This window comes from Burkholderia sp. Bp9016, from assembly GCF_003857765.1.
In the GTDB taxonomy this organism is placed as follows: Bacteria; Pseudomonadota; Gammaproteobacteria; order Burkholderiales; family Burkholderiaceae; genus Burkholderia.
In genome coordinates, this window is the sequence record NZ_QTPY01000111.1 from 1 (window position 1) to 206 (window position 206).

Consider the following 206-nt stretch of genomic DNA (forward strand, 5'->3'; position numbering starts at 1 on the left):
ACCGTGCTGTCGGTCGAGCTCAGGCCAGTCGACAGGGAATTGATACCCGTCGAAGTCGAGGTGGACAGCGAGCTGATCGAGCTGGTTGCCGACGACAGGCCGGTCGACGTGGAAGTCGAGAGCGAAGCGACCGTGCTGTCGGTCGAGCTCAGGCCAGTCGACAGGGAATTGATACCCGTCGAAGTCGAGGTGGACAACGAGCTGAT

General features: G+C 61.2%; 1 protein-coding gene. It reads left to right on the forward strand.

Translation table 11 applies throughout. The features are described from left to right. Positions 1 to 206 (forward strand): hypothetical protein (locus tag DIE13_RS33745; protein WP_311768352.1); only part of this gene is annotated, 206 nt, incomplete at both ends.